The 22789-nt window shown below is 63.7% G+C and carries 22 protein-coding genes; 5 read left to right on the top strand and 17 right to left on the bottom strand.

Annotated elements, in window-relative coordinates:
• Positions 1 to 188: 188 nt before the first annotated feature.
• Positions 189 to 1931, bottom strand: a complete 1743-nt coding sequence (locus tag RX331_RS20615) for an adenylate/guanylate cyclase domain-containing protein (protein ID WP_317251749.1) — start codon at positions 1929 to 1931, stop codon at positions 189 to 191.
• Positions 1932 to 2430: 499 nt separating this feature from the next.
• Here RX331_RS20615 and RX331_RS20610 point away from each other — a divergent pair, with 499 nt between their 5' ends.
• On the top strand, positions 2431 to 3420 hold the full coding sequence (locus tag RX331_RS20610) for a DUF2155 domain-containing protein (RefSeq protein WP_317251748.1): 990 nt from the start codon (positions 2431 to 2433) through the stop codon (positions 3418 to 3420).
• 41 nt (positions 3421 to 3461) lie between these two features.
• Here the strand turns inward: RX331_RS20610 and aat are convergent, their stop codons facing one another.
• From aat to RX331_RS20575, 7 genes are read right to left on the bottom strand one after another with little or no spacing between them, the layout of a single operon-like run.
• Positions 3462 to 4136, bottom strand: coding sequence for a leucyl/phenylalanyl-tRNA--protein transferase (aat, locus tag RX331_RS20605; RefSeq protein ID WP_317251747.1), 675 nt, complete (start codon positions 4134 to 4136; stop codon positions 3462 to 3464).
• Positions 4137 to 4188: 52 nt separating this feature from the next.
• On the bottom strand, positions 4189 to 5064 hold the full coding sequence (locus RX331_RS20600; RefSeq protein ID WP_317251746.1) for an amidohydrolase family protein: 876 nt from the start codon (positions 5062 to 5064) through the stop codon (positions 4189 to 4191).
• A gap of 20 nt (positions 5065 to 5084) precedes the next feature.
• Positions 5085 to 5468 (bottom strand): RidA family protein, encoded by a 384-nt coding sequence (locus RX331_RS20595; protein ID WP_317251745.1) that lies wholly within the window; start codon positions 5466 to 5468, stop codon positions 5085 to 5087.
• Positions 5469 to 5494: 26 nt separating this feature from the next.
• Complete coding sequence (gene hpaH, locus RX331_RS20590; protein WP_317251744.1) at positions 5495 to 6298, bottom strand: 2-oxo-hept-4-ene-1,7-dioate hydratase; 804 nt, start codon at positions 6296 to 6298, stop codon at positions 5495 to 5497.
• A 3-nt stretch (positions 6299 to 6301) separates the two neighbouring features.
• A complete protein-coding gene (locus RX331_RS20585) occupies positions 6302 to 7156 on the bottom strand; it encodes a fumarylacetoacetate hydrolase family protein (protein WP_317251743.1) in 855 nt (284 codons plus the stop codon).
• 41 nt (positions 7157 to 7197) lie between these two features.
• Positions 7198 to 7815: a flavin reductase family protein gene (locus RX331_RS20580; protein WP_317251742.1), complete on the bottom strand. Its 618-nt coding sequence runs from the start codon at positions 7813 to 7815 to the stop codon at positions 7198 to 7200.
• 7 nt (positions 7816 to 7822) lie between these two features.
• Positions 7823 to 8800 carry a tripartite tricarboxylate transporter substrate binding protein gene (locus RX331_RS20575; RefSeq protein ID WP_317251741.1) on the bottom strand — a complete coding sequence of 326 codons (978 nt, stop codon included), beginning with the start codon at positions 8798 to 8800 and terminating at the stop codon, positions 7823 to 7825.
• A gap of 170 nt (positions 8801 to 8970) precedes the next feature.
• Here RX331_RS20575 and RX331_RS20570 point away from each other — a divergent pair, with 170 nt between their 5' ends.
• Positions 8971 to 9762 (top strand): IclR family transcriptional regulator, encoded by a 792-nt coding sequence (locus RX331_RS20570; RefSeq protein ID WP_317251740.1) that lies wholly within the window; start codon positions 8971 to 8973, stop codon positions 9760 to 9762.
• On the opposite strand, the gene RX331_RS20565 is transcribed toward RX331_RS20570, so the two are convergent.
• The 9 genes from RX331_RS20565 to RX331_RS20525 form a co-directional block, all read right to left on the bottom strand.
• Positions 9759 to 10850, bottom strand: a complete 1092-nt coding sequence (locus tag RX331_RS20565; protein WP_317251739.1) for a sensor histidine kinase — start codon at positions 10848 to 10850, stop codon at positions 9759 to 9761. The genes RX331_RS20570 and RX331_RS20565 overlap by 4 nt on opposite strands.
• Complete coding sequence (locus RX331_RS20560) at positions 10847 to 11287, bottom strand: response regulator (protein WP_317251738.1); 441 nt, start codon at positions 11285 to 11287, stop codon at positions 10847 to 10849. Before RX331_RS20560 ends, RX331_RS20565 begins: the two co-directional genes overlap by 4 nt.
• Complete coding sequence (locus RX331_RS20555) at positions 11284 to 12828, bottom strand: sensor histidine kinase (RefSeq protein WP_317251737.1); 1545 nt, start codon at positions 12826 to 12828, stop codon at positions 11284 to 11286. Before RX331_RS20555 ends, RX331_RS20560 begins: the two co-directional genes overlap by 4 nt.
• 98 nt (positions 12829 to 12926) lie before the next feature.
• Complete coding sequence (gene accC, locus RX331_RS20550) at positions 12927 to 14288, bottom strand: acetyl-CoA carboxylase biotin carboxylase subunit (protein ID WP_317251736.1); 1362 nt, start codon at positions 14286 to 14288, stop codon at positions 12927 to 12929.
• Between the two features lie 83 nt (positions 14289 to 14371).
• Positions 14372 to 14866: an acetyl-CoA carboxylase biotin carboxyl carrier protein gene (accB, locus tag RX331_RS20545; RefSeq protein WP_317258196.1), complete on the bottom strand. Its 495-nt coding sequence runs from the start codon at positions 14864 to 14866 to the stop codon at positions 14372 to 14374.
• 83 nt (positions 14867 to 14949) lie between these two features.
• Positions 14950 to 15429 carry a type II 3-dehydroquinate dehydratase gene (gene aroQ, locus RX331_RS20540; protein WP_317251735.1) on the bottom strand — a complete coding sequence of 160 codons (480 nt, stop codon included), beginning with the start codon at positions 15427 to 15429 and terminating at the stop codon, positions 14950 to 14952.
• A 379-nt stretch (positions 15430 to 15808) separates the two neighbouring features.
• Complete coding sequence (locus RX331_RS20535) at positions 15809 to 16612, bottom strand: DUF1236 domain-containing protein (protein ID WP_317251734.1); 804 nt, start codon at positions 16610 to 16612, stop codon at positions 15809 to 15811.
• Positions 16613 to 16865: 253 nt separating this feature from the next.
• Positions 16866 to 17633 (bottom strand): DsbA family protein, encoded by a 768-nt coding sequence (locus RX331_RS20530; RefSeq protein WP_317251733.1) that lies wholly within the window; start codon positions 17631 to 17633, stop codon positions 16866 to 16868.
• 148 nt (positions 17634 to 17781) lie between these two features.
• Complete coding sequence (locus tag RX331_RS20525) at positions 17782 to 19188, bottom strand: M48 family metalloprotease (protein ID WP_317251732.1); 1407 nt, start codon at positions 19186 to 19188, stop codon at positions 17782 to 17784.
• Between the two features lie 226 nt (positions 19189 to 19414).
• On the opposite strand from RX331_RS20525, the gene RX331_RS20520 reads away from it, so the two are divergent.
• The 3 genes from RX331_RS20520 (at position 19415) to RX331_RS20510 (ending at position 22718) form a co-directional block, all read left to right on the top strand.
• Positions 19415 to 20602, top strand: a complete 1188-nt coding sequence (locus RX331_RS20520; RefSeq protein ID WP_317251731.1) for a pyridoxal phosphate-dependent aminotransferase — start codon at positions 19415 to 19417, stop codon at positions 20600 to 20602.
• 70 nt (positions 20603 to 20672) lie between these two features.
• Positions 20673 to 21275: a biotin transporter BioY gene (locus RX331_RS20515; RefSeq protein ID WP_410708297.1), complete on the top strand. Its 603-nt coding sequence runs from the start codon at positions 20673 to 20675 to the stop codon at positions 21273 to 21275.
• A gap of 111 nt (positions 21276 to 21386) precedes the next feature.
• On the top strand, positions 21387 to 22718 hold the full coding sequence (locus RX331_RS20510; RefSeq protein WP_317251729.1) for a dicarboxylate/amino acid:cation symporter: 1332 nt from the start codon (positions 21387 to 21389) through the stop codon (positions 22716 to 22718).
• The last annotated feature ends 71 nt before the right edge of the window (positions 22719 to 22789 follow it).

The raw sequence follows: 22789 nt of genomic DNA, 5'->3' as shown, positions 1-22789 counted from the left end.
TTCGCGCGTGGCCGCGCCGACGGATGCGACTATTTCATCTGAAGCGGGGCATGGCTAGATCACGTTTCCCTGGTCTGAAAGCGGGTTTCGCGTCATTCCGGGCCGGAATTCACTACGGCGGAAGGGGGCAGCAAGCGCCCTTTTCGTGGCGTTATCTCGATGATTGGCCGCGAAGCGCCGCGTGGTGGTCATTCAGGTAGACCTGAGGCGCGCATTGCTTCGATAAGAGGCCCAGCGAGCATCGGCACGCAACCGATGGCGGAGCACTGACCGGTGCTGCTGAAGTTGGGTTGGAGTTGCATTACGCGGTCGGCAGCCACTTTCGCATCTTCCATTCGACCGAGTTTAGCAAGCGCTGCTGCCAGGAACATGTGGGAGACACTGAAACCCGGTTTGCTACGAATGGCCCGTTGCGCTGCCACCGCAGCATCTTCATAGCGTCCTCGAAGAAAGTGACCCATGCAAATGCCGTGCAGCGCCGCCGTAATCCACGGATCGAGTGGGCTAAGGCGGATGCCCCGCTCGCCCCAGTCGATTGCATGCTCGGCTTCCCCGCCCCAGCCCAAAATCAACGCGCCCCAAGAATATGCCCATGCTGCCGATGGGGAGATTGCAAGAGCGGCCTCGAACGTCTCCTGAGCCAAGGCACGGTTATGTTCTACAAGACCAATCGCGATCGCGGCATAAACAAGTGCGGGAGCATCGTCGGGGCCAAGCGCCACCGCAGTATGCGCGTGCCGTATCGCAGCTGCGCGATTCTCTTCACGCCTTCCCGCTCGGAGATATAGTATCTCATTGCAAAACGCCGTTTGGCCGTGCGCAAGCGCGTAGTTCGGCTCAAGCAAAAGCGCGCGCTCAAGGAGTGGCACTGCCTGCGACGCGCCTTCCGGCATTCCAGTATCCACTAAAGGCGTCGCACGTAGCAGAAGGTCGTAGGCGTCGAGATTTTCGGGCCGTTTGCGCTTGGCCCGTTCTATTTCGGCTTGGCGCACGCTGGGCTCAATTGCGGCGACGGTGCTTAGTGTAATCTCATCCTGCAAGGCAAAGATGTCATCGACCGCGCGGTCGTAACGATCTGCCCAAATATGTGCGCTGGTCTCTGCATCAATGAGCTGCGCCGTGATCCGTACCCGTTCGGTCGCCTTTCGCACGCTTCCTTCTAGCACATAACGAACGCCTAGTTCCCGTCCAACTTGCCTGATGTCGACGGACCGTCCTTTGTATGCGAACGTTGAATTGCGAGCGATCACGAACAGCCATTTAAAACGAGACAGCGCGGTGATGATGTCTTCCACCATACCATCAGCAAAGTATTCCTGTTCTGGATCACCGCTCATATTTTGGAAAGGCAGCACGGCAATGGAGGGTTTGTCAGGGAGTGATAGCGGTTTGAAAATGTCTGTGGATCGCTTTGTAACCAGGCCGACAGTTTCACTGAGCCCAGTTGCTGTGTACGCCCTCACTGGCTCTTCGATGTTCTTGACCTGCTGTGCCCCAAGATCAGTGAAGGCGACGGGCAGAACCTTTCTGACTTGCCCGTAGGTCTCGCCAGAGACGCAAACGCCTCCCGGTTGGGCCAAGGCTTGCAACCGTGCCGCGATATTCACGCCGTCCCCGAACAGATCGCCAGCGCGTACCATCACATCCCCCACGTGAATGCCGATACGGAAGTTGATGCGTTTGTCGGGTGACAGCCCGGCATTCTCTTCCGCCAAGGCGGCCTGCGCCTCGACCGCGCACTGCACGGCGTCGACAGCGCTCCCGAACTCCGCAAGCACACTGTCGCCGGCCGTATTTGCGATGCGGCCCCGGTGCTCAGCAATGGCCTTGTCGAGGATCGCGCGGCGATCGGTCAGCCCCCTCAGCGTCCCGACCTCGTCAGCACCCATCAGGCGGCTATAGCCTTCCACGTCTGCCGCGAAGACCGCCACTAGCCGCCGCTGGACGTCATTTAAGTCCGACAGAGCAATGCTCCCGAGTGTGGAGGACTATTCTGCGGCTCGCCTTACAACCCCGTCAACGGGAACAGGCACACCGCCAAGGGGAAAATAGATGCCTGCTTAATACCAGTGGCAACGCCGCCGCTCAGGGTCACCTGCGACGACGGCGGATGTCACTTTCGCCGAATGGCGCCTCCAAACTCGAGGCTATCGCTGAGGACTGGTCAGAGAGGGGACACTGCCGTCGACAAGCGGCAAAGAACCATGTTTCTTTGGGTCGGATCGCCTTTGCGCCTGGATGCCGCACTAGAAACGTACCGGAAACCCCGGTAAGAGATGAGACGAAATGGCGTCGGACTCGTTGAAATGACAGCACAAATTGCTTCGGTCGCAAACCCGCCGTATTCGCCGTGTTAACCGGAGGGCACGCGAGCGGCGGATTAGTCTGTACTATGTCGCGAGCCCGATTCGCCCTTTAAAGCCGCGCGAGATGCTTCGAACCATTGCCCTGACCGGACTTGCGGCCCTGATCGCCGCCACCACGGCCTCGCTTGCGCCGCCCGCGCAGGCGCAGATCGGCAATATCTTTTCCGATCCGCCGCTGCGGCCGCCGGGCGCGATTCCGCGCGGCACTCAGCAGCAGCAACAAATCCCTGACGACGACGAGGAAGTGCCGGAACTGCCGCGCGGCAGGCTGTTGCCGACCCCGAACCGGCCGCCGCCGGGGCAGGGTGCGCCGCCGCCGGGCAGCTTCCAGTCGCAGCCGCTGCCGCCGCCGCCCGGTACACCCCAAGGTACGCCTCAAGGCACCCAGCCCGGGGTTGCCGTTCGACCGCCGCCCCCCGGCGGTCCCGGTGTCGCCAACGCGCCGCCCGCACAGGGCCAGCCGCCGGCCAAGGGCGTGCCGAGCTCGCCAGCGACGCTGCAGCCGGGCGACGAGGTCGTCTCCGAGCCGCCGGCCACCAAGATCACCAACAAGAAGGCGAGCTTCTCCGGTCTCGACAAGATCACCGGCCGCATCATCAATTTCGACGAGGATATCGGCGAGACCGTGCAGTTTGGCGCCCTGCGCGTGAAGACCAGTGCCTGCTACACGCGCCCGTCGACGGAAGCCGCCAACACCGACGCCTTTGTCGAAGTCGACGAGATCACGCTGCAGGGCGAGGTGAAGCGGATCTTCTCGGGCTGGATGTTTGCCGCCAGCCCCGGCCTGCACGGCGTCGAGCATCCGGTCTACGATATCTGGCTGACCGACTGCAAAGGGCCGGACCAGACCATCGTCAGCGCGCAGCCCGATCCGCCGAAACCGGCTGCGCCGCCACCGGGCGCCAAGCGTCCGCCGCCATCGCCGAAGCAGGCCGCGCCGCGTCCACCGGGACAGCCGCCGCAGCCGCAATTCCAGCAGCCGCAACAGGCGCCACCGCCGCCTCCGCCGCAGCAGCGTCCGGGCGGGCTGTTCGGCGGATTGTTCGGGAATTAAGCCTTTGAAACGTAGCCCGAAGCGAAATCCGGGCTACGCGCTCAGCCGCGCTTCGCGATAATCGCGAGCGCCTCCGCGCCGTTGATGCTGGGCGCCAGCCGCATGAAATCCGCAGGCTCGCCGGTAATCGCCTTGTCGAGCAGGGCGCGATAGCGGCGGCGCGGAATTTCGACCGCGCCAAAACTGCGCAAGTGTTCGGTGACATATTGCGTGTCGAGCAGCTCGAATCCGCCGGCGATCATCCGCGCCACCAGATGCACCAGCGCTACCTTCGAGGCGTCGCGGGCGCGGTGAAACATGCTCTCGCCGAAGAAGGCGCGTCCCAGGCTGACGCCATAGAGGCCGCCGGCGAGATCGCCGTCCTGCCAGACTTCGACGCTGTGACAGTGCCCGAGCTCGTGGAGCCCGAGATAGAGGTCGCGGATGCGCTTGTTGATCCAGGTGTCGTCGCGGCCGGGCTGCGGCGCCGCACAGCCGGCAATCACCGCCTTGAAGGCGGTGTCGACGGTGACGCTAAACGCGTCCGAGCGTACGGTGCGGGCAAGCCGCGAGGCGATGCGGAAACCGTCGAGTGGAATGACGCCGCGCATTTCCGGCTCGACCCAGAACAGCGTCGGATCGCCGGCGCTCTCGGCCATCGGGAAGATGCCGCAGGCATAGGCCCGCAGCAGCACTTCGGGCGTGATTTCGGAAGCAGCGGACTCGCGCGAGGTCATGGAGCGATGATAGCAGGACGCGCGGGGGCTATGCTACTCGCCGAAATGACCGCTAGTTCTCGAACCCGAACAGTTTTGCCGGATTGCTCACCAGGATTTTCTTAAGTTCCGCCTCGTCGTTCACGTAACGATAGAGTAGCTCGAGCAGGTCCGCATCGTTCGGCGGCTGCACCACCGAGACCGGATGCGGCCAGTCGCTGGCCCAGACGCAGCGGTCGGGGGCGGCCTCGATATAGGCGCGCGCGATCGGAATAACGTCGTCCCAAGGCGGGCCCTTCTTTGAAGTCTTTTCGCCGAGCGAGAGCATCACCCAGAAATTGCCCTTCGACAGAAGCTCCAGCATCTTCTTCAAGTTCGGATCGTCCTTGCCGCCGGTCGGGTCAGGGCGCGCCATGTGATCAATCAGCACGGGGACGTCGAGGTTTTCGTACTTGGCGGCGCTGGAGACGATGCCGTCCTTCTCCGGCTGGATTTTTGCGTACCAGCCGAGCTCGCGAATCCGCGCGATGGCGCGGGCGAAATCCTTGTCTGACAGCACTGCGCCCAGTTCCTGCCGGAAGCTGAAGCGGGCGCCGCGCACGCCGGCATCGTGCAGTTTTGCGAGATAGGTATCATCGGCTTCGGCGAACACCAGCGCATTGGCACAGCCGCGGTAGTCCGGTCCCATCGCCGCCAGGCCGTCGAGCACCACGGCATGGTCGGCGCCATAGGTCGTGGTCTGCACGATGATGCCGCGCTCGATGCCGAGCGCCTTGTGGACGCGCAGCGCCGCTTCCCAGGTCGCTGACGGCATTTGATAGGCAGCGCCCGGCCGCACCGGGTATTTCTCCAGCGGGCCCAGCACGTGAAACTGGCTGTCGATGCTCTTCGGCGGCGGCAGTTTCGACGGGCGGCGCGGGTTCGGGTCGAACGGCAGATAGGTCGGCATGTCAGGTTCCTCGGTAGCAGTCAGCCGATCACGGCGGTGAAATCGCATTGCACGAGCGCGCCGTTCTCCATCTCCATCTGCAGCGCATGGCGGGCGGGGCGGGAATGCTCGTCGGGAAACATCTTTAGCCACTCGACATTCACAGGCGCGCGCTGCTTGCGGTCCTGCAGCCACACCGTCATCTTGATGATGTCGTCGGTGGTGCCGCCGCCGGCTTCAACGATCGCTTTCATGTGCGCGAACATGTTGGCGCACTGGTCCTCGATCTTCTCCGGCATCGCGCCGGTGGTTGGATCGCGTCCGAGGATGACGCCCGATATCAGGAGGTTGCCGATGCGGCAGGCGTTTGGAATGGGATTGGCGTGCTTGAACTCGCCGATATGAATGCTCTTGCGCCTTGTCATCTCTTCCTCCGCGGACGCTTTCTTGTTCAGACGAACTGGCAGGACACCGATCCGAACCGGCCGTAATCGGCATGAAAGGTATCGCCCCTGGTGATCTCGACCGGGCGCGTGAACGAACCGGCCAGCACCACTTCGCCGGCTTCGAGATATTCGCCCTGGGCGGCGAGCCGGTCGGCGAGCCAGGCCACGCCGTTGGCGGGATGGTTGAGGACGCCGGCGGCGATGCCGGTCTCCTCGATCTGGCCGTTGCGGAACAAAAGCGCGCCGATCCAGCGCAAATCCGCGTCGAGAGGGCGGATCGGCCGGCCGCCGACGACGAGGGCCGCATTGGCGGCATTGTCCGAGATCGTATCCATCACCTTGCGCGGCGCCTTGGTAACGGGGTCGACGCGGTGCATTCGCGTTTCCAGGATTTCGAGCGCCGGCGTGACGTAGTCGGTGGCGTTGAGCACGTCGAACAGCGTGCAATCCGGCCCCTTCAATGGCGTCTTCAGCACGAAGGCCAGCTCGACTTCGATGCGCGGTGCGCGAAAGCGGTCGAACGGGATCGGCAAGGCGTCGGGATAGAACATGTCGGCGAACAGCACGCCGTAATCAGGCTCGGAAATGCCGACCGCGTTCTGCATCGCCTTCGACGTCAGGCCGATCTTGTGGCCTTTGACGACGCGGCCGCGCGAGAGCTGCAGCCTGGTCCAGGCGCGCTGAATGGCGTAGGCGTCCTCGATGGTTAGGTCAGGATATTCGCACGTGAATGCCGAGATCAGCGACTTGCTGCGCTCGGCCTCATCCAGCCGCTGCGCCAGAACTTCGACCGTTTGCTGATCGAGCATCTTCTATCGCTCCGCCGCGACGGTGTTGCGGAGGATGCCGATCTTGCCGGACTCGACCTCGACGACGTCGCCGACCTTGAGCCAGCGCGGCGGGGTGAAGCGGGCGCCGGCGCCGGTCGGGGTGCCGGTCGCGATCATGTCGCCGGGCTTCAGGGTGGCGAAGGTCGAGAGATAGGCGATCAGGAAATCGAACGGGAACATCAGCCGCTCGGTGGAATCGCTCTGCCGCACCTCGCCATTGACGCGGGTGATGATGTCGTGCGGGCCGCGCGGATCGCATTCATCTGCGGTGACGATCCACGGCCCGATGCTGCCGGAGCGGTCGAAGTTCTTTCCTTGCGTGACGTTGAACTTGCCGTGGTGCAGCCAGTCGCGAACGCTGCCCTCGTTGCACAGCGTCATGCCGAAGACGTGCTCAAAGGCGCGCTCGCGCGGGATGTGCCGACCTTTCTTGCCGACCACGATCACCAGCTCGCCTTCATAGTCGAGCTGTTCGGAGATTTTTGGCTTCTCGATCGGCTGGCCGGAGCCGACGACGGATGAGGGGTTGCGAACGAACAGGCTCGGATATTTCGGCAGGTCCGAATTGTCCTTGTACTCGGCGTTGCGATCCCTGTAGTTGACGCCGATGCACCAGAGCTTTTCCGGGGCAGGGACCGGCGGCAGCAGAACAATTTCTTCGAGCGCATGGTCCGGCTTCTGACCAGCCACGGCCTGGCACGCGATATCGAGACCGTTCCCGGCAATCAGGGCGCGCAGGTCGACAAACTTCGTTCGTTCGGTGAGGTCGACGACCCCGCCTGCGATGTGCGCGCCAAAGCACGGCTTGCCATTGAAGAGATAGCTCAGAAGGTGCATGCGATCGGTCTTTCGGATCAGCGCGGCGCGAAAAGCGCGCTTCAGGATTCGGTTTTGGAGGTCTGGAATACGGGTTTCAAGGTAACGATCTCGCCGAGCCTAGCGTAACGCGGCCCCGCGATGCGCGCGATCGGATCGAGCGCCTCGGTTTCGATCTTGCCGTTGTTCAGGAGTCCGTCCCTGATGTGGAAGACCAGCACCTCGCCGACGATCAGCCGAGAGCGGGTCTCGCCGAATTCCAGGCATTGCCGGAAACGGCATTCCATCGCGATTGGCGCGGCGGCCAGACGCGGCACCTTGATGCGTTCGCCCGGCAGCGTCGACAGCCGCAGTTCCTCGACCTCGCTGACCTCTGGCGGATGCTCGGTGGAGCTCTCGTGCACCGCGTTCATCAGGCTGGAATCCACGATGTGAACGACATATTCCTCGTTGTTGAGGATGTTCTGCGCGGTGTCCTTGTAGGTCTTGCCCTTGCGGCCGACGCTGATCGCCAGCATCGGTGGCTTCGGCGCGACAAAGGTGAAGGCCGAGAACGGGGCGAGGTTGAGGACGCCGCCGTCTGACAGGCTGGTCACCCAGGCGATGGGGCGGGGCACCACGACGCCGGTGATCAGCCGGTAGGCTGTTTCGGCGTCGAGATATGCAGGATCGATCCGCATCGGAGCTTCAATCGGCCTTGATGTTGGCTTTGCGGACCACCGGGATCCACTTGGCGTCCTCGCGCTCGAGGTAGCTCGTGAACTCCGCCGGCGTCATCGACACCGCCTCGGCGCCGAGCGCGTTGAACTTTTCGACGATGGCCGGATCTTTCAGGATCTCCGCCAACGTTTCGTGCAGCTTGGTCACGATCTCGGGCGGCGTGCGCGCAGGCGCGAACAGGCCGGTAAAGGTCTGGCCGTCGAATTCCTTGTAGCCGAGCTCGGTGAAGGTCGGCACATCAGGCAGCCAGGAGGCGCGGTGGCTTCCGGTGACAGCGAGCGCGCGCAGCATGCCGCTCTTGATGGACGGCAGGCCGACCGAGATCTGGTCGAGGGCGAACTGCACCTGTCCGCCGATCAGGTCGTTCAATGCCGGCGCGTTGCCGCGGTAGTGCACCGTCAGCCATTCCAGGCCCAGCGTCGACTGCATTAACTCGCTGAGCAGATGGTTGGTGGTGCCCTGGCCTGGCGAGGCCATCGTCAGCTTGCCGGGATCGCGGCGGGCCAGATCGAGGAACTCCTTGAGATCCTTGGCCGCCAGCGACGGATGTACCTCGAGCACCAGAGGGGTCATCGTGATCGAACTGATCGGAACGAAATCGCGCTTCCAATTATAGGCCTCGCGCTTGGCGATTTCGGGGGCGAACAGCACCGGGCCGTTGGCGCCGACGAATAGCGCATAGCCGTCGGGCGGCATTTTCGCGAACGCCTCGCCGGCGATCAGGCCGCCGGCGCCCGCCTTGTTTTCCACGATGAAGGGTTGGCCGAGTTTGGCCTGAAGACGGTCGGCGATAACGCGCGCCGCGCTGTCGACATTGCCGCCCGCGGGGTAGGGCACGATCAGGCGGACCTGCCGCGCCGGCCATTGCTGCGCGTCGGCGGTGGTGCTGAGCGAAGCCGTGAACAGTGCCGAAATAGCGACGCCTGCGATTGCGAAAAACTTCATCGCATTCTCCCGAAGAGCGGCCGATCTGCCGCTGATTTTTTGCTTTGCGCGCGCCCTGTCCCAGCAGCACGCGCATTGATTGTTCCGCGCTGCGGATTTTGCGCGAGGCCCTTTCGCTGTCGACCAAATTGTGGTGTTTCTGTCCACATTGTGGACGCAGGGTGGCGCGTATGACAAACAGTCGGTTAAGGGTGCACAGGCGCGAGCCACTTCAGGGAGGGCAGGCGATCCGCCGCGCGCTGACGGTGCTGCGTACGCTCGCAATTGGCGGAGAAAGAGGCGTACCCCTGGCTGAAATCGTGCAGGCGACGTCGCTGACGCGGCCGACGGTGCATCGCATCGTGCACGTGCTGATTGAGGAGGGCATCGTCGAGCGCAGCGAACGCACCGGCAATTACATCGTCGGCCGCCAGGTGCCGGAACTGGCGCTGGCGCGTCCCTCACGTTCGCCGTTGATGATCGCGGCCGAGCCGCATCTGGCCGCGGTATCGGCAGAGCTCGGCGATACCCTGTTCCTGACCGTCCGTACCGGTCTCGACACGCTGTGCGTGGCGCGCCGCATCGGCAGCTATCCGATCCAGGTCCTATCGATCGAGGTCGGGGTGCGGCGTCCGCTGGGCGTCAGCAGCGCCGGGGTTGCGATCCTGGCCGCCATGCCGGCCGCCGAGGCGCGCAAGATCGTGCTCGCCAATGAAGCGCGGTTTGGCGCCTACCGGACCGACGCGGCAACGGTGCTAGGGCAGGTCCAGCTTGCCCGCCGCAGAGGCTACAATCTGCGGGAGATCGGGCTCGTGCAGGGGACGAAGTCGCTGTCGGCTTGGATCAGGACGCCCGACGGCCAGCCGGCGGCGGCGATCACGCTGTCCGCCATCCGCAACAGAATGAATCCGCGCCGCGCGATCGAAGTGGCTGACGTTCTCGTCGCGGCTGCCCGCGCGATCGAAGCGGCGACGCCGGCCTAGCCCGCCGCAGCGGTGGCCGGCTTTGCCGGTGCTGCGGGGACGCGACTGAAGCGAAGCACGATCCGTGTCCCGCCGTGGCCGGGATCGCGCTCGGCCGTGGCATCCAGCTTGGCTGCCATGGCGCTGACGATGCGTTGCCCCATGCCGGTAGAGCGCGGATCAGACTTGACGTTGAGGCCGACGCCATCATCCGCGATCGCGACCACGAGGTCTTCGCCGTCCGCCTTGAGCTCGACGTGAATCGGGCCGGCGCCGTCGGGATAGGCGTATTTGACTGCGTTCATCACCAGCTCGTTGACGATGATGCCGATCGCCACGGCGCGGTCGGGATCGATCTCGATCGGCTCGGCATCGAGCGTCAGGCGCGACATCTTGTTGCCCTCGGCCGAACGCCGCAGGTCCTCCAGCAGCGCTTCGAGATACTGGTTCAGCAGCACGCTCTTGAGGTCGTGCGAGGTGTAGAGGCGGCGGTGCACCTGGGCTACCGCGGCGACGCGGCCCATCGCGTTGGTCAGCGCCGCCTTGACGTCGTCCTGGGTCGCGGAGTTGGCCTGCAAATGCAGCAGCGACGCGATGATCTGCAGGGAATTGCCGACGCGGTGGTTGACCTCGCGCAGCAGCACTTCGCGTTCGGCGGCCAGTGCCGCATAGCGGTCACGCGAGGCATGGACTTCGGCTTCGGCCTCATCGCGGGCTTTCTGAAGCGCGGCCTGGCGCAGTGCGCCGTCGATTGCGACCTGGAGCAGCGGAATGAATTCGCCCCTGACGTCCTTGACCAGATAGTCGGCGGCACCGGCCTTCAGCGCGGTGACGGCGATCGCCGAATCCTGCGCGGCGGTGACGAACACCACGGGCGGGGCGTCCGCGATCGCCATGATCCGCTCCAGCGTTTCGAGGCCGTCAAGGCCGGGCATGAATTGGTCGAGCGCAACGACGTCGATGCCGCCCTGCGCGAGCCGCGCCAGTCCGTCCTCACCGCTGGCCGCATGCACGACCTTGAATCCTGCCCGCGTCAGGCCGCGATCGACCAGCCGGGCGAGACCGGCGTCGTCGTCGATATACAGCAGTGTGGGCGTTGCAAGTTTCATAGGGCGGCCGGAGGGACCTGAATGACGGAGAAGAACAGACCGAGCTGGCGAATGGCGTTGGCGAAGCTCTCGTAGTTCACGGGCTTGGTAATATAGACGTTGCAGCCGAGTTCGTAGCAGCGCTTGATCTCCTGTGAATCGTCTGTGGTGGTCAGGACCACGACCGGAGTGGCCTTGAGGTACTTGTTTTCCTTGACCCGCTTCAGGATGTCGATGCCGGACGTGTCGGGCAAGTTGAGATCAAGCAGGATCAGGAGCGCGCTGCCCTTGTGGTCGAGGCCCGTCCCATCCTTGCCGAACAGGTAGTTCAGCGCAGCTGTACCGCTGGTGAACGGGATGATCTCATTGTTGACACCGGATCGGCGGATGTTCCGTTCGATCAGGCGGGCATGGCCCTCGTCGTCCTCGATCATGATGATGGTGACTGGATTACTCATTTCCGTGTGTTCCGGTTGGCAGACCAATTTATGGGCAACGTGATCGTGAACGTGCTGCCCTGGTTAAGTTCCGATGCGACCGACATGGTTCCTCCCAAGCGTCGCACCAAGGCGCGGACGTGGGCAAGTCCAATTCCCTGTCCCGGCTTGTCCTGGGTGCCTGCGCGGCGGAACAGATCGAAAATGCGCTGATGGTCCTTGGGATCGATGCCGCGCCCATTGTCCGATATCTCGAAAATCGCAAAGCCAAGCTTGGTGCGGCCGCGCACCGCGATTTCGCCGGGAACCCCCGTCTTGAGGTATTTAAGTGCGTTGTCGATCAGATTGGAGAAAATCTGCTCCAGCGCAAGGCGGTCACTGACGATATTCGGCAGCGCGTCGATCCGGATCTGCGCCTGGGCTTCCGCCGCCTGATGCGCCACGGTGGTGACGATGGCCTCGATCAGCTCCTTGGTGTCGATCCAGACCGGCTCGAATTCGCGGCGTCCTTCGCGGGTCAGGTTGAGGATCGCCGAGATCAGCCGGTCCATCTTGCCGATCGACGATTTGATGAAAGCGAGCGCTTCTGAGAAGTCTTCCGAGAGCTGCTTGTCGGTACCCTCGAGCTCCGGCTCGGCGGTGTCGGTGGCATTCTCCGCAGTCGCCGGCGCGGCGGACTGGACGCGGGAGAGCTGTGCGATCCGCCTGAAGATATCGCCGCGCAATTCCTCCAGCTCGCTGGTGAACCCCATGATGTTCACCAGCGGCGAGCGCAAATCGTGGCTGACGATGTAGGCGAAGCGCTGGATCTCGTCATTGGCTTCGCGCAGGTCGGCGGTGCGTTCGTCGATCGTGGCCTCGAGGTTGAGGTGACTGTCGCGCAGCCTGGCGTCGGCCCGGTCGCGCGCTTGCGACGAACGCCGGACTAGGAAAATTGCGATGCCGGCCAGCGCGATCACGAGGCCCGATCCCGCCACCGTCACCAGCGCGGCAAATTGCTGCGTGCGATCGGCGGTTGCGGTGCGCGTGATGAACAGCCGGTCTTCCTCGGCGCGCATTGCCTGCGCGACCTCGCGGATTGTGGTGTTGGTGTCGGCGGATGCGGCTTCGCGCACCAAATTGGTGGCCTTGGCGGGCTGGCCCTGTTTGACTAAATTCATTTCCTCGGCGAATTGTCCGAGCCGGATCTCGATTGCGGACCGCAGCTTTTTCACATGCTCCATCTGCGCGGCATTGTCGCTGACCGATTGCGTCAACCTGTCGAGGTACGGCAATACGTTCGCGACGGCGGCTTCATGACTGCGCAGAAATTCCGGTCCCGACGTGAGCAGATAGCCGCGTGCGTTGCTCTCAGCGCGACGGAGCTCGAGCAGCAGCTCGTTGATGTAATTTTCTACCTCGACGGTATGGACCACACGCGCGCTATCCTTGCGCGCCTCGTTGACGAGGACGACGGAGGTCGCGCTGATCGCCACCAGCACCAGAAATGCCGCGGCGAGCAGCAGGATTTGTCCCACGGCGCGGCGTCGGCGCTGAGCGTCAGCAGTCACGATGGTCGTCATGAAACGGAATAAGCCGCCCTGCCAGAAGGGACCCAACCCATCTCAACGCCGGCGGAGGCGATGGGTTCCATGCCGGCCGGCGGGGTTTTGGCAGCTTATCAGCCTTTATTGGCGTCCACCGGCTGGCCGGCGAGATACTGCTCGAGCCAGTGGATGTGGTAATCGCCGTTGATGATGTCGGTCTCCCGCACCAGGGCACGGAACAGCGGCAGCGTGGTCTCGATGCCGTCGACGACCATCTCATCCAACGCCCGGCGCAGCCGCATCAGGCATTCGGCGCGGGTCTTGCCGTGCACGATCAGCTTGCCGACCAGCGAGTCGTAGTAGGGCGGAATCACGTAGCCCTGGTAGACGGCGGAATCGATCCGCACGCCGAGCCCGCCGGGCGGGTGGAATTGTGTGATCTTGCCGGGCGAGGGACGGAAGGTCTGCGGGTTCTCCGCATTAACGCGGCATTCGATGGCATGACCGATGATGGCGATCTCTTCCTGCTTCGCCGGCAGGTCACCGCCGGCGGCGATGCGGATCTGCTCCAGCACGAGGTCGATGTCGGTGATGCTCTCGGTGACGGGATGCTCGACCTGGATGCGGGTGTTCATCTCGATGAAGTAGAACTCGCCGTCCTCATAGAGAAACTCGATGGTGCCGACGCCGAGATATTTCATGTCCCGCATTGCCTTGGCGCAAGTCTCGCCGATCTTGGCGCGGGCGGCGGCAGCGAGAACCGGCGAGGGGCCTTCTTCCCAGACCTTCTGATGGCGGCGCTGCAGCGAGCAATCGCGCTCGCCGAGATGGATGGCGCCGCCGCGGCCGTCGCCGAGAATCTGAATCTCGATATGGCGCGGCTTCTGCAGGTATTTTTCCAGATAGACCGAGGCGTCACCGAAGGCCGACTTGGCCTCGTTGCCCGCCGTCGTCAGCGCCATCATCAGATCATCGGCGGTTTGAGCGACCTTCATGCCGCGGCCGCCGCCGCCGGCAGCCGCCTTGACCAGCACCGGGAAGCCGATTCCCTTGGCGATCGCCATCGCGTCGTTGTCGGAGGAGACTGCGCCGTCGGAGCCGGGCACCACGGGGATGCCAAGCCGCTTGGCGGTCTTCTTGGCCTCGATCTTGTCGCCCATCAGGCGGATGTGCTCGGCCTTCGGGCCGATGAAATGCAGATTGTGCTCGGCGAGGATTTCGGCGAAGCGGGCGTTCTCCGACAGGAAGCCGTAGCCGGGATGCACGGCGTCGGCGCCGGTGATCTCGCAGGCCGCGAGCAACGCGGGGACGTTGAGATAGGAATCTTTCGACGGCGGCGGGCCGATGCACACGCTCTCGTCGGCGAGCCGCACATGCATGGCGTCGGCGTCGGCGGTGGAATGCACCGCGACGGTGGAGATGCCGAGCTCCTTGCACGCGCGCAGCACGCGGAGCGCGATCTCGCCGCGATTGGCTATGAGGATCTTGTCGAACATGTTTTTCCAAGCCGCGAGTAGCGAATGGCGAATAGCGAGGATGCTCTCTTGTCCATTCGCTATTCGCTACTCGCCATTCGCCTCTACTCGATTATCACCAACGGCTCGCCGAATTCGACCGGCTGGCCGTCCTCGACGAGAATTTGCGTCACCGTGCCGGCGCGCGGCGAGGGGATCTGGTTCATCGTCTTCATCGCTTCGATGATCAAAAGCGTCTGCCCGGCCGATACCCTGGTCCCGACGTCGATGAACGGCTTGGCGCCGGGCTCGGGCGCCCAATAGGCGGTGCCGACCATCGGCGAGGGGACGACGCCCGGATGCTTGGCGAGATCGGCGACTGCCGCGGGCGCTCCGGAAACGGCGACAGGCGCGGCCGCCGGCTGGAAGCTCGCGGGCATCGCCGCTGCCACGGTGACGTTGCGCGCGACCCGCAGCCGGAGGCCGGCGCGCTCGATCTCGATTTCGGTCAGGCTGGTCTCATCGAGCAGCAGCGCGAGTTCGCGAATGAGCGCTGAATCGTCGCTCTTCAGATTTGCGGCTGGTTTGTCCGCTGACTTGGTATCGGGCTGGCGGGCCATGATCTCGATCCGGAATTCTCGGGTGTGGGTGCTCAACGTCAGGCTTGTCGTTCGACGTCAGGTTTTGAGGTCAGTGTTTGAAGTCAGTTTTGCGCCTTGATGCTGAGCTTGGCGGCAAGGCCTGATATCGCGAGGCGGTAACCGTCGATGCCGAAGCCGCACAGCGATGCGAAGGCGGCCTTCGCGGTGAAGGAATGATGACGGAAGCTCTCGCGGGCGTGGATGTTGCTAATATGCACTTCGATGGTCGGAATCTTCACCGCGACCAGCGCGTCGTGCAGCGCGATCGAGGTGTGCGAATAGGCGCCGGCATTGATGATGATGCCGGCCACCTTCTTCGCGTGCGCCTCGTGGATGAAATCGATCAGCTCGCCCTCGCGGTTGGACTGCCGGCAATCGGCTTTCAGGCCGAACTGCGCGGCAGTTTCGACGCACAGTTTTTCGACATCGGCCAGCGTTGCATGGCCATAGGTTTGCGGCTCGCGGATCCCGAGCATGTTGAGGTTCGGGCCGTTGAGCACATAGATCGTCGCAGCAGAGGCTGGGGTATTTCCTTGGACCATCCGGATTCCAGCAAAGAGGGGCGGGCAAGTCGCGGCGTTATAGGTAACAACGCGGCCAAGGGGAAGCCTTTAGGCCGCGCCAAGCCCTTTCAAGGGCCTCATCCTGTTCATAAAAAGGCGGGTAGAACCCGCTGATTCCACTGATTAACCAAGGCCGCCGAATCGCCGCAGGGCCGGTCCGAGGCCGCGATTCTCCAACGACTGTTGCCGTCCGGCCGGTCGCGCAGGCCGAACGCGGCGAAGACAATGCTGCTCAAAGGCGAAGGTTGGGCCTGACGCGTCAATCAGGTTGTGGCGCCATTCCGGCCGCAGCCGTCACAGCCCCGCGCAACGAAAGGGCGGGCATTGCCCGCCCTTTCTTGGGTACGAAAGTCTGCGATCAGGATTCAAGAACGGCCACGATCTCGTAGGTGTTCGGGTCCACGATCACGATCTGCTCCTTGACCAGGATGAACTTGTACCTGCGCCATTCCGGATAGATCGTCACCACCCGCTCTGGCAGGGTATGGAACGTGACGTCGCGCGGCACGCGGGTACCGACCGACACCGAGAAGTTCACGTTGGTCACCGGCTGCACGTGCTGCTCCTTGATCACGCTCGTGATCTGGGTGCGCTGCTCGGTCGAGAGCTTGGCGCCCGCGCCGGCCTGACCCGTCGTTGTGGTGCTCTGGCCCGCGGCTCCACCCTGGGTCTGGGTCTGCGACTGGGTGCGGTCCTGTTGGCCCTGAGCCTTCTGGTCGCGGTTCTGCATCTGGTCGCGGTCGCGGCCCTGGGTCGTCTGGTCACGATGCTGCATCGTGCCCTGATCCTTCTGCATCGTGCTCGAGCCGGTGCCCTGACCAGTCGTCTGGCCCTTTTCGGACTTCATGCCGCCGCGGTCTTCCTTGCCCTCGGCCTTCATGTCCTTGCCGCCCTTCATGTGGTCTTCGGCGCGCTGGCTCTTTTCAGCGCCCATCGACTTCGGCTCGGACTGCGCCCCCTTCATGCCGGACTTGCTGCTATCATCGCGATGCATGGCACCACCGGACGAGGCGCCGCCGCCGCGCTCAGAAGAAGGCGCGCTCTGCTGCGCTGCGGAACCGGCCGATCCCGCGCCGCCGCCAGGCGCCTGCTGCGCACTGGCAAGCCCGCTGCCGGCGATCAGGGCCGCGGTAGCGACCGAAATCAGAAAGCGATTACTCATTGAATGTCTCCTCACGTATCTGCATTGCCCGCGCCGACAACGAAAGGAATTGCCCGATGTTCCGATTTATCCCAGGTTCCTGCAGTTTTGTTTTCTGAATGCGGGATGAATATGGACCTCTGCAAATACACGGGTTTGCCGAGATGGGGCGCTTCGCGGAAGCCTGGCGTTTCTCAGCGCTCCAGTCAGCGGCCAACAAAAATCCGGCTGCGCCGCAGCCGGATTTTTATCACGGGAACGAATTAGTCGTGCTTCAGCAGGTCGCCTTGCCGCAGCGCGCGTTGCTGATCTTTTCGCGCAGGCTCTCGACGCCGACCGCGCCGACCACGACCTGCTTGCCGATCACGTAGCTCGGCGTGCCGTTCATGCCCATCGCCTCGGCGAGCTTGAAGTTCTCCTCGAGCGTATTGCGCACCTCGGCGCTCGAGAGGTCCTTCTCCAGCTTCGCCATGTCGAGCCCGGCTTCCTTTGCGGCCGCCATCGCGCGCGCCTTGTCGGCGGCGCCGCGGCCGGTCAGCAGCTTCTGGTGGAAGTCGAGATATTTCTTGCCGGTCGGATCCTGCATGCGCACGGCAACGCCGACCTGGGCGGCTTCGACCGAACCCGCGCTCAAGACCGGAAATTCCTTGAGCACGATCTTGAGCTTCGGATCGGCCTTCATCAGCTCCATCATGTCGGCCATCGCGCGCTTGCAGTAGCCGCAATTGTAATCGAAGAACTCGACGAAGGTGACGTCGCCGTCCTTGTTGCCGAGCGTGACGCCGCGCGGCGAATTGAAGATTGCCTCCGCGTTGGCGGCGACGCCGGCCTCGTGCTTGGCGGCTTCCGCGGCGGCCTGGCGCTTGCTGAGCTCGGCCATCGCTTCTTCGAGCACCTCGGGATGTGCGAGCAGGTAGTTGCGGACGATGGTCTCGATGTCGCCGCGCTGCGCGTCGGTGAAGCTCTGTGCGGAAGCGGCATGCGGTGCGCTGCAAAGCGTCAGGGCGAGCAATGCGGGGGCGAGAAGGCGGAACGAGGGCATCGGTAAGTCCTTATGCGGCGGTTTCCGGGCAATCCTGCTGAAGGCCGGCTCCTGGAGAATATCTGTTCGTCGTAGCCAAGGGGCGCCGAATGCTGGTACTTCAAGTGTTCGGCGACCCGGTCCGATTATAGCCGAATGCGGTTGATTTCTAGTTGCTCTTCTGGCCGGGCAGCGGCTTGGCGCTCACAATGTCGTCAGCTTTGACCCAACCCGGCGTGCCGATCGCGAAGCGCGTTTTGGCGCGCGAGGCGAGGTCGCGCGCGGTCTTGCTGTCGCCGCGCAGGTAGGCGGCCTGGGCGGAGGCCAGATCGGCCTGCGCATAGTCGCCCTTGCGGCCATAGGCGATCGCGAGCTGGGTGTAGCCGATCGGCGCTTCGCTCTCGCGGGCGACCGCCGCACGCAGGATCGCGATAGCCTCGTCGGTATAGGCGTTGTTGCCGGTGGCGACGAGGGCCTGCCCGAGCATCATCTCGATCAGCGGTGAGTTATTGGAGAGCGCCACGGCCTTCTTCAGCGGCGCAATCGCCTCCTGCGGCTTGCCGCCCTCCAGCAGCGCCTGGCCGCGCACCTCGTGGAAATAGGGATTGTTGGGCTGCTGCTGGATCAGGCCGTCGATCTGTGCAAGCGCGCTACGCAGGTCGCCGTGCCGATAGGTGGCAATGGCGTGGGCATAACGCGCCGGCAGACTGTTGTTGGACATCGGATAGCGCCGATACACGGTATCCTGTCGCTCCATGAACGCCGAGATCTTGGCCCGCACCATGTCGTGGCGAAGCTGCAGGGCAGGGTCGTCCTTCTTGTCCCAATAGGGGCTCGATCGCGCCAACTCCTGCAGCGCGGCGACGCGCTCGGATGGCATCGGGTGCGACTGCACGTAAGGGTCGGAGCCGCGCGCGGCGAACAGGCTCTCGTCGGTGAAGCGCTTGAACGTCTCCCACATGCCGCGTGAGGATTGGCCGGTGGCGTTCAGGAATTTCACGCCGGCCTTGTCGGCGTTTTCCTCCTGCTGGCGCACATAGGAGAGCAGGTTACGGCGGATCACCTCGCCCTGCGCTGAGAACATCGCCGCGCCGGCATTCGTCAGTCCGCTGTTGCTGCCGCCGCTTCGCGCGCCCGCGACCATGGCGCCGGCACCGAGCAGCATGGCAATGATCATCTGCGTCTGGGCCTGCGCCATCTGCTCGCGCATCTTGGAGAGATGGCCGCCGGCGAGGTGACCAGTTTCGTGGGCCATCACGCCGATGATCTGGTTCGGCGTCTCCGACTGCAGGATCGCGCCGTAGTTCACGAAGATGCGCCGGCCATCGGCAACGAAGGCGTTGAACACGCCCTGGTTGATGATCACCATCTGGATGTTCTGCTTTTCCAGACCGGCGGCGCGCAGGATCGGGCGGGTATATTCGCGCAGCAGCTGCTCGGTCTCGGCATCGCGCAGCACAGGCGGACCCCTGTTCTCCTGCGCCGTCGCCGCCAGGGGCGCAGCGGCGAGCGCAAGGGCCGTGGTCAGCGCGGTCAATTTCAGGAATTTCTGGCGGAGGGCGATACGGAGCAGCATGAGCGGTCTTTGGTGATGGGCGACGCATCCGGAGTTGCCCGGATGCCGATTCGGCTTCCGATCAGATCGGATACGAGCCAGTTGGTGTTTCAACGCGTTTCTTCATCCGAGCCGGTATCACTTCGCTTGAAAACGCTATAACAAGCGACCGAATACGGCCAGTCCGGGGCGCCGGCCGGTTCGGGAACCCGAATTCGGGCGGCGCCCGTGCACATAGCAGATATCGATGCAGGAATCGACACTTAGAGACCGCGCTAAAGCACTGCTCACGCCCTCGGCGCGGAGCGATGTTCCGCCCTTCATGGTGATGGACGTGATGGCGGCCGCCGCCCGCATCGAGGCGGCGGGCGGCCACGTGATTCACATGGAAGTCGGGCAGCCGGCGGCGCCGGCGCCACGCTGCGCGATTGCTGCCGCGCACCGGGCGCTCGATGAGACGCGGATCGATTACACCTCGGCCCTCGGCATGCCCTCGCTGCGCGAGCGCATCGCCAGGCACTACCGCGATAGTTACGGCTGCACGGTCGACGCCGACCGCATCGTGGTCACGACCGGCTCCTCCGGCGGATTCATCCTGGCGTTTCTGTCGATGTTCGAGCCGGGCGATCGGGTTGCGGTGACGGTGCCGGGCTATCCGCCGTATCGGCATATCCTGACCGCGCTGGGCTGCGAGCCGGTGCTGATCGAGACGTCGAGCGCGACGCGCCATGCGCTGACCGGCGAGGCATTGCTGGCCGCGCATCGCAAGGCGCTGCTGAAGGGCGTCCTGGTCGGCAGCCCGGCCAATCCCACGGGCACGATGATGTCGCGCGAGGCGCTCACCGGGCTGATCCATGCGGCGGAGAGCGCGGGCATCCGCTTCATCTCTGACGAGATCTATCACGGCCTCGACTATGCGTTTCCGGCGGTGACAGCGGCGGAACTGTCGCCGCAGGCGCTCGTGATCAACTCGTTCTCGAAATATTTCTGCATGACGGGCTGGCGTGTCGGCTGGATGGTGGTGCCGGAGCCGTTGGTGCGGCCGATCGAACGGCTGCAGCAGAACCTGTCGATCTCGGTACCGACGCTGTCGCAGATCGCGGCCGAAGCGGCGTTCGAGGGCCGCGAAGAGATGGAAGCGATCAAGCACGGTTATGAGGAGAACCGCCGCATTCTGATCGAGGGATTGCCGAAGGCTGGCCTCACCAAGTTCTTGCCCGCGGACGGCGCCTTCTACCTCTACGCCGATGTTTCGGATTTCACGTCAGACAGTTTCGAATTTGCCGGCCGCATGCTGGAGAAGGCGCATGTGGCGGCAACCCCGGGCGTCGATTTCGATCCGATCCACGGCCGCAACTTCATCCGCTTCTCCTATGCGCGCTCAGCCGACGAGATGCGCGAAGCGGTGACGCGCATCGCGCGCTGGCTGCGCTAGCGCAGCCACAATCTTCATCCACGTCAATCCTGTCTTCTTAACCGGGGAGCTATCCGTGTCCGCCAGAACCATGCCCGAAGCGGCCGTCCCGTCGCATTTTCCGCTCGCAGCCGTGCTGTGGCCGCATCGTGCGGACGGTTCATCCGGCGTGTTCCGTAGCGTGATCCTGATCGCGCTGGGAACGGCGCTGCTGACCTTGTCGGCCAAGGTCAATCTGCCGTTGCCCTATGTGCCGATGACGCTGCAAACGCTGGTCGTGCTGATCATCGGTGCGGCCTATGGCTGGCGGCTCGGCAGCGCCACGCTGCTCGCCTACCTCGCCGAAGGGGCGATCGGATTACCGGTCTTCGCCGGCCCTGTCGGCGGCCTTGCGCCATTGGTCGGTCCGACCGCAGGATATCTCTTCGGTTTCGTCGGCGCGGCCTTCATCACGGGATGGCTCGCCGAGCGCGGCTGGGACCGGTCGGTACTATTTCTGTTCGTTGCAATGGCACTCGGACACCTTCTCATCCTCGCCGCCGGATTCGGCTGGCTGGCGTTCGGCATGAAGCTTGGCGTGGAAAAGGCGTGGCTGGTCGGAATTGCACCGTTCATTGCGGCATCGCTGATCAAGAACGCGCTTGGCGCTGCACTGGTGCCGGCGATCAGACGGATGTTCGATTCCCGCGATTAGGCGGGGGTCACTTCCCGGACGCCATTGACTCCGCTCGCCCAAAGGATTTTGGCTGTGTGCGACGGATTGGCGCATGTCGACCAAGCCGCACACCTGAGGGGAGTAAGCGTCATGGCGGCAACGATTGCGACCGAAGCACCCGCGAGCGCGGCAAAAAAGCCCTGGTATCGGGTTCTTTATGTCCAGGTCCTGATCGCCATCGTGCTGGGCGCGCTGGTCGGCTGGCTGTGGCCGGCGCTCGCAACCAACGACTGGATCAAGGCGCTCGGTGACGGCTTCATCAAGCTGATCAAGATGGTGATCGCGCCAATCATCTTCTGCACCGTGGTCTCAGGCATTTCGCATATACAAGATGCCAAGAAAGTGGGCCGTATCGGCGTCAAGGCGCTGGTCTATTTCGAGGTCGTCTCGACCTTCGCGCTGGTGATCGGCCTTCTCGTCGGCAACGTCGTCCGGCCCGGGCACGGTTTCGGCGGCAGCATGGCGAACGCGCAGGCGGTCGCCGGCTTCGCCAAGCAGGCCGAAGCTCAGAAGTCGGTCGATTTCTTCCTGCACATCATTCCCGACACCGTGGTCGGCGCCTTCGCGCAGGGCGAAATCCTTCAGGTGCTGCTGTTCTCGATCCTGTTCGGCTTTGCGCTGATGGGGCTCGGCGAGCGCGGCCATACCATCCGCGCCTTCATCGACGATGCTGCGCATGCCGTGTTCGGCGTCATCGCCATCGTGATGAAGGCCGCGCCGATCGGCGCGTTCGGCGCGATGGCCTTCACGATCGGCAAGTTCGGCACCGGCGCGATCCTGAACCTGCTCGGACTGATCGCGACCTTCTACTTCACTGCGGCGCTGTTCGTGTTCGTGGTGCTTGGCGTGATCGCGCGGATTGTCGGTTTCTCGATCTTCAAGTTCCTGGCCTATATCAAGGACGAATTGTTGATCGTGCTCGGCACGTCATCGTCGGAAAGCGCGCTGCCGTCCTTGATGGAGAAGCTTGAGCGGCTCGGCTGCTCCAAGTCGGTGGTGGGCCTCGTGGTGCCGACCGGCTACTCCTTCAACCTCGACGGCACCAACATCTACATGACGCTCGCGACTTTGTTCATCGCGCAGGCACTCAACTTCGATCTCACCTTCGGCCAGCAACTGACCATCCTGCTGGTGGCAATGCTGACCTCGAAGGGCGCCTCCGGCATCACCGGCGCCGGCTTCATCACGCTGGCGGCGACGCTCGCGGTGGTCGACCCGCGGCTGGTGCCGGGAATGGCGATCCTGCTCGGCATCGACAAGTTCATGAGCGAATGCCGCGCGCTGACCAATCTGTGCGGCAACGGTGTTGCCTGCGTCGTGGTGTCATGGTGGGAGGGCGAGCTTGATCACGACCGGCTGCTCGCCAATCTCAACAAGGAGATCGATCCGACCGACGTCGAGACCGCGATCACCACCGGCTGACGAGCGCAGCGTTTCGCAAACAAAAGAACCGCCCGGTTTTCGCCGGGCGGTTTTCTATTGGTTCGATTGCT

Source organism: Bradyrhizobium sp. BWA-3-5 (assembly GCF_032917985.1).
Taxonomy (GTDB): domain Bacteria; phylum Pseudomonadota; class Alphaproteobacteria; order Rhizobiales; family Xanthobacteraceae; genus Bradyrhizobium.
This window is presented reverse-complemented; position numbering and strand designations above follow the sequence as displayed.

What these genes read in the sequence shown, in the direction of transcription:
- RX331_RS20535 (WP_317251734.1), bottom strand. Translation starts at nt 16,612, where the DNA reads ATGAGTAATCGCTTTCTGATTTCGGTCGCTACCGCGGCCCTGATCGCC.
- RX331_RS20580 (WP_317251742.1), bottom strand. Translation starts at nt 7,815, where the DNA reads ATGCGGATCGATCCTGCATATCTCGACGCCGAAACAGCCTACCGGCTG.
- RX331_RS20610 (WP_317251748.1), top strand. Translation starts at nt 2,431, where the DNA reads ATGCTTCGAACCATTGCCCTGACCGGACTTGCGGCCCTGATCGCCGCC.
- accC (WP_317251736.1), bottom strand. Translation starts at nt 14,288, where the DNA reads ATGTTCGACAAGATCCTCATAGCCAATCGCGGCGAGATCGCGCTCCGC.
- RX331_RS20600 (WP_317251746.1), bottom strand. Translation starts at nt 5,064, where the DNA reads ATGCCGACCTATCTGCCGTTCGACCCGAACCCGCGCCGCCCGTCGAAA.
- RX331_RS20510 (WP_317251729.1), top strand. Translation starts at nt 21,387, where the DNA reads ATGGCGGCAACGATTGCGACCGAAGCACCCGCGAGCGCGGCAAAAAAG.
- RX331_RS20570 (WP_317251740.1), top strand. Translation starts at nt 8,971, where the DNA reads ATGACAAACAGTCGGTTAAGGGTGCACAGGCGCGAGCCACTTCAGGGA.
- RX331_RS20530 (WP_317251733.1), bottom strand. Translation starts at nt 17,633, where the DNA reads ATGCCCTCGTTCCGCCTTCTCGCCCCCGCATTGCTCGCCCTGACGCTT.
- aroQ (WP_317251735.1), bottom strand. Translation starts at nt 15,429, where the DNA reads ATGGTCCAAGGAAATACCCCAGCCTCTGCTGCGACGATCTATGTGCTC.
- hpaH (WP_317251744.1), bottom strand. Translation starts at nt 6,298, where the DNA reads ATGCTCGATCAGCAAACGGTCGAAGTTCTGGCGCAGCGGCTGGATGAG.
- RX331_RS20525 (WP_317251732.1), bottom strand. Translation starts at nt 19,188, where the DNA reads ATGCTGCTCCGTATCGCCCTCCGCCAGAAATTCCTGAAATTGACCGCG.
- accB (WP_317258196.1), bottom strand. Translation starts at nt 14,866, where the DNA reads ATGGCCCGCCAGCCCGATACCAAGTCAGCGGACAAACCAGCCGCAAAT.
- RX331_RS20515 (WP_410708297.1), top strand. Translation starts at nt 20,673, where the DNA reads ATGCCCGAAGCGGCCGTCCCGTCGCATTTTCCGCTCGCAGCCGTGCTG.
- RX331_RS20595 (WP_317251745.1), bottom strand. Translation starts at nt 5,468, where the DNA reads ATGACAAGGCGCAAGAGCATTCATATCGGCGAGTTCAAGCACGCCAAT.
- RX331_RS20560 (WP_317251738.1), bottom strand. Translation starts at nt 11,287, where the DNA reads ATGAGTAATCCAGTCACCATCATCATGATCGAGGACGACGAGGGCCAT.
- aat (WP_317251747.1), bottom strand. Translation starts at nt 4,136, where the DNA reads ATGACCTCGCGCGAGTCCGCTGCTTCCGAAATCACGCCCGAAGTGCTG.
- RX331_RS20555 (WP_317251737.1), bottom strand. Translation starts at nt 12,828, where the DNA reads ATGACGACCATCGTGACTGCTGACGCTCAGCGCCGACGCCGCGCCGTG.
- RX331_RS20520 (WP_317251731.1), top strand. Translation starts at nt 19,415, where the DNA reads ATGCAGGAATCGACACTTAGAGACCGCGCTAAAGCACTGCTCACGCCC.
- RX331_RS20585 (WP_317251743.1), bottom strand. Translation starts at nt 7,156, where the DNA reads ATGCACCTTCTGAGCTATCTCTTCAATGGCAAGCCGTGCTTTGGCGCG.
- RX331_RS20575 (WP_317251741.1), bottom strand. Translation starts at nt 8,800, where the DNA reads ATGAAGTTTTTCGCAATCGCAGGCGTCGCTATTTCGGCACTGTTCACG.
- RX331_RS20565 (WP_317251739.1), bottom strand. Translation starts at nt 10,850, where the DNA reads ATGAAACTTGCAACGCCCACACTGCTGTATATCGACGACGACGCCGGT.